The 4608-nt window shown below is 66.3% G+C and carries 5 protein-coding genes; 1 reads left to right on the top strand and 4 read right to left on the bottom strand.

Annotated elements, in window-relative coordinates:
* Window positions 1-288: 288 nt before the first annotated feature.
* A complete protein-coding gene (locus VGI62_RS18110; RefSeq protein WP_331505946.1) occupies window positions 289-681 on the bottom strand; it encodes a DUF2721 domain-containing protein in 393 nt (130 codons plus the stop codon).
* A 447-nt stretch (window positions 682-1128) separates the two neighbouring features.
* A complete protein-coding gene (locus VGI62_RS18105) occupies window positions 1129-1971 on the bottom strand; it encodes a helix-turn-helix transcriptional regulator (RefSeq protein ID WP_331505945.1) in 843 nt (280 codons plus the stop codon).
* Between the two features lie 98 nt (window positions 1972-2069).
* On the opposite strand from VGI62_RS18105, the gene VGI62_RS18100 reads away from it, so the two are divergent.
* Entirely contained in the window at window positions 2070-2966 is an 897-nt protein-coding gene (locus VGI62_RS18100) for an SDR family oxidoreductase (RefSeq protein ID WP_331505944.1), read from the top strand.
* A gap of 162 nt (window positions 2967-3128) precedes the next feature.
* Here the strand turns inward: VGI62_RS18100 and VGI62_RS18095 are convergent, their stop codons facing one another.
* Entirely contained in the window at window positions 3129-3830 is a 702-nt protein-coding gene (locus tag VGI62_RS18095; RefSeq protein WP_331505943.1) for a DUF4142 domain-containing protein, read from the bottom strand.
* Between the two features lie 499 nt (window positions 3831-4329).
* On the bottom strand, window positions 4330-4608 hold a 279-nt coding region (locus VGI62_RS18090; RefSeq protein ID WP_331505942.1), incomplete at its 5' end, for a PEPxxWA-CTERM sorting domain-containing protein.

The raw sequence follows: 4608 nt of genomic DNA, 5'->3' as shown, positions 1-4608 counted from the left end.
AAGTTCAGCTCGCAGTCCCTCGCAGACCTCGCCGTATTTCGCCGGCGCTCGTGGGGATGTGGCGCTCACGCTCGGTTCCTCCCTTGGCTGGCTTCTTCCTGTTATCGGTGCGCTCAATCTCGGCTGAAGCCAATCCGGGGGTAAGGTTCGCTCGGCGGGACGCCACGTGAACGGCCGAACCGGGAGCCACACATGCCCGGCTGATCCCTCGTCGCACCGATGCGACACGCCAAATTGCCGCGGGACCGCCAAAAAGCGGCGTCAGCCGAGCACGGCTCGGAAGATCTGCTAGTCCTTGAACTCACTTCGCGAGGCGACGACCTCGCGACTGAAATCGATGAATGCCACGCCGAGAAACACCAGCGAGATCGTGAACAACGCTGGAAGACCACGTTGCTCGGTAATTTCGAGCAAGGCGTAGCAAAACGAAGCCACAATCAACGTTGCAGCCAATGCAGCGCTGATAAGCGCCAGGATCGTTGCTCGATTTAGAAACCTCGCCCGACGCGTAAGAATTTTCCTTTTCATTTGGAGAACTTGGTCTGGCTCGGACGCGCTGATCAAATTCCTTTGGTCGATTATCCGGTTGTACCGCAAATTCAACACTGAGAGGAAGCTCGCCACGGCTCCGAGCAGGAACGCCGGCGCTACGGATTGCTCAATGACGTCAGAATAGACCAAGGCCACACCTCAAGAAGACTGGCGTGGTCGCGCGCTACCGCGCGCTCGGCGGCTGAGGCCGGATTTGAGAGTTCCGGCGGACAGGCAATCATAAGGGCAGCCATTCTCCATTAGCCCGCGTCTTGGAGCAGCCGCGATGGGCGGCCTATCAGGTGGACTACTTGGTTGGGGCGCGGCCAACCCCTTGCATGCTCCGTCCGGGCGCCACGGCGCTCGGCGTCGAGACGCCCAGTTGCGGCCGGCCGGAGACCTCCCGCCCTATGGTTTCACGAGCTGGTCTGCGAACCTCGAAGCGCTAAGTCGACAACGCCTATAAAACTGACGAGCCAGACACAGAGGTCGCCCCTTGCCCGCCGCCTTATTCGCAAGTCTGTCGCCCCGCTGAGGCCGAGCTTTGAACGGATGGCTACTCCAGAACAACATTCCAGGCCGTCGTGCGTCGGACGATCAACCCTCGACGGTTGCTGATCTCACCATCGAGGCGATCTTCCCGGCGTCGGCCGGTGTCGCGGGATTATAGACGAGCAGGCTGAGGTCCGGCCGGGCGTCTACCGCGAAGGCGGAATACTCGAAGGCGATGGGGCCAAGGACCGGATGGCGCATCTGCTTGACGCCTTCGCCGTGGCTAAGGACGTCGTTCTCTCGCCACATCGCAGCGAACTCCGGACTGCGGCGGCTGAGTTCATCCACCAGCGGCGCCACCTCCTCCGCCGCGCCGGCGCGAGCCGCATCGACGCGGAAGGCGCTGACCACGAAGCGCGCCACGCCCTCCCAGTCGTAGTGGGCCTCGCGAACCCTTGGATCGAGGAACATGAAACGCAGGACATTGCGTTCTTCCGCCGGCGCCGCGGCGTAGTCCATCAGCATGACGGTCGCCGCGCGGTTCCAGGCGACGACGTCCCAGGTGGCGGTGCGGATCAGAGCGGGACAGGGTTCCAGCGCATCGAGGACCCGCTGCAGGCGCGGCGTTACCCCCTCGTCTCGCCGATAGCGCACCTCCGGGGGACGGCCGAGGCCCAGCAGGAAGAGATGCTCGCGCTCGGCTTCGGTCAGCACCAGCGCGCGAGCTATGCGCTCGAGAACGTCGGCAGACGCCGCGCCGCCGCGCCCCTGCTCAAGCCAGGTGTACCAGGTGGGGCTGATATTGGCCCGCTGGGCGACCTCCTCGCGGCGAAGACCGGGCGTGCGACGGCGCTCCGGCGGGAATCCGAACGCCGCCGGGTCCAGCCTTGCGCGGCGGTCCTTGAGGTAGGTTCCCAGCCGCCGGTCGTTAGCTGAGAGCGTGCTCATCCTGTTAGCTTCTATACCATGATATGATCACTACTTTACCAGGATACTCCAGGCTCCGATAGTTGTCGCCGATGATGTGATCTCGTGGAGATTTGGCGATGCGTGTGTTTGTGACCGGGGCGACCGGGTTCGTGGGGTCGGCGCTCGTGGCTGACCTGATCGCGGCCGGACATCAGGTATTGGGCCTCACGCGATCTGAGGCCGGCGCGCGGGCCCTGGCGGCGGCCGGAGCCGAGGCGCACGAGGGGTCGCTGGCGGACCTGGACAGCCTCAAAAGCGGCGCGGCGCGCTCGGACGGGGTGGTCCACCTGGCCTTCAACCACGACTTCTCGACCTATCTGGCGAACTGCGAGGACGACCGACAGGTCATTGCAGCGCTGGCCTCGGCGCTGGTGGGCACAGACCGGCCGCTCCTCGTCACGTCGGGGACGGGAATGAGCGCAGGCGGTCAAGGCCAGCCTGTCAAGGAGGACGATCCCCCGGCGAGCGCCGCAGCGGTTCCTCGCGCCGCCTCGGAAGAAGCGGCGGAAGCCGCCGCGGCCGAGGGCGTCAATGTCTCGGTCGTGCGCCTGCCCCAGGTGCACGACACGGAGAAGCAGGGCCTGATCACCTACGCGATCGCCTCGGCGCAGGAAAAAGGCGTGTCGACCTACGTGGGCGCGGGCGAAAACCGCTGGCCGGCGGCCCACCGGCTCGATACGGCGCGGCTCTATCGGCTGGCGCTCGAACGCGGCGAACGCGGCGCGCGATATCACGCGGTGGCGGAGGAAGGCGTTCCGATGCGCGCCATCGCCGAGGCGATCGGCCGGCGCATGGGCCTGCCCACGGCGTCCATATCGCCCGAAGAGGCTCCCGCGCATTACGGGTGGCTGGCCGGGTTCGCCATGCTCGACCTCCCGGCGTCGAGCCATGAGACACGCAAACGGCTGAACTGGCGCCCTACGGGTCCGGGCCTCCTTGCAGACATCGAGCACCTGCGGCGCCAAGGCGCGTAACGCCTACCGGCGGCTGGTGCGGGGCGGTTATGCGTGTTGGCCCGCCCCCCACGAGACGCGCCGAGCGTCGGTTAAGGCTCGGCGCGAAACAGGACTGACGCGATCTTTTTGAACATCGGAAGCACGCCCGCCGAGCCTTGCGGCTGAAGGTCGTAAGAAGGGCTAGCCTGGTGGTGGCGCCGCTTGCGGCTCTGCGGCCTGCAGTTCGTGGACCTTGTCGAGGCTTGCCTGGACCTTGGGGATGCGTTTTGCGGCGGCAGGCTTGATGTCGGTGCTTTCGCCGCCGTCCGCATAGACACGCAGCAGGGTGAGTTCGGCCGCCTGGGCGGCTTGCTGCTGGTTAAGGTAGGTCTTGTCGAATTCCGCCGGGGGCGCCGCGTTCAGGGCGTCGATCATCCGCTGGCCGCGAGGACCAAGTTCTGTCGGGACCTTCACACTGAGGACCACGAACAGGTGCTTCATCTGATTGGTCGTGGCGGTGTGGTCGACGACCATCGCCTTGGCAAAATCCTTTACGGCCGGCGCCTGGGCCTTGGCCTCGGCGATCTTGCCGGCCTGGATCTGGTAGAGGTCGGTAAGCGCCACACCGTTGATGACGTCCTGGGTCGCCTCGGTCGCGCCTGCCTTCTTGGCCGCAGGCGTCGGCGGCGCGGCGGCGATTGCGGCGGGAACCGGGTCGATGGGGCCGGCGGCGACTTCGGCGTCGGGAGTTGCGTTTGCGGTCTGGACGGCCGGAGCCGGAGCGGCCGCGGGCGCGGCCGCAGCTTCGGGGGCGGGCGTTTCCGGAGCGGCAGGCTTCTTCTGGCACGCGGCAAGCGATAGCGCGGCCGCGGCGGCCGCCCCGAGTAGTACGGCTTGTTTCATCGTCGCATCTCCTGCGAATTTTCGGCGGTCCAACAACGCGCTACTGGCTGGCCCTGGGTCAGCGTGGCGCCAGGACCGCCCGAGCACGGAGCCCTTCTACGTCTGCGAACCAGCGTGGGAATATCGGGTGGAACCCGGCTCTCGCCGCCAAGGCCGGCGGTCGGCGCCCCGCGAGGTTCGTTCGACCGCACCCACACGCGTGGGCGCGGCCTTCACACGAATTCGGAGCAGCGTCATCAGGGTCCAGGACCTTTCCGTAACGCGCCAACTCTGCGGCTGACGAAATGGCCGGACCAGTTTCGCCAGACCCCTTCGCCAAACTAGCTGCGCCGCCGAGTGGCGTCCTGCAAACGGGGGCGCAAGGATCCGAAGGAGAGTTCGATCTGGCTCTGGCGGCTCCAGGTCGTGCTGCAACGGAGCCGCGGAGCAAAAAAAGCCCCGGCTCAACGGGGAGCCGGGGCTTGGTTCGATCTTATCGGCGCGGACGCCGAAACGGGGATCAGACGGCGAGCGCGAGACGGCGCCGACGCAGCATGGCGCCGAGGCCGCCGAAGCCGGCGAGCATAAGGCTCCAGGCCGCGGGTTCGGGAACACCGCCGCTGGTCCGCGAGCCCACGTTGGTGAAGACGAAGGTCTCGTCGTGGTAGTTCAGGTCTGAGGAGGTGCGCGGCAGATCTTCGAACGCCACGTAGACACCGGCCGGAATGCCGAAGTCGCCCCCCGCATAAGAGGTCGAATAGATGTGCTGGCTCGGCGTACCGCCGGGGCCATCAAGGTT

This window comes from Phenylobacterium sp. (assembly GCF_036495085.1).
Classification (GTDB): Bacteria; Pseudomonadota; Alphaproteobacteria; order Caulobacterales; family Caulobacteraceae; genus Phenylobacterium.
The sequence above is the reverse complement of the archived record's forward strand: the minus strand, read 5'-3'. Positions and strand labels throughout refer to the sequence as shown.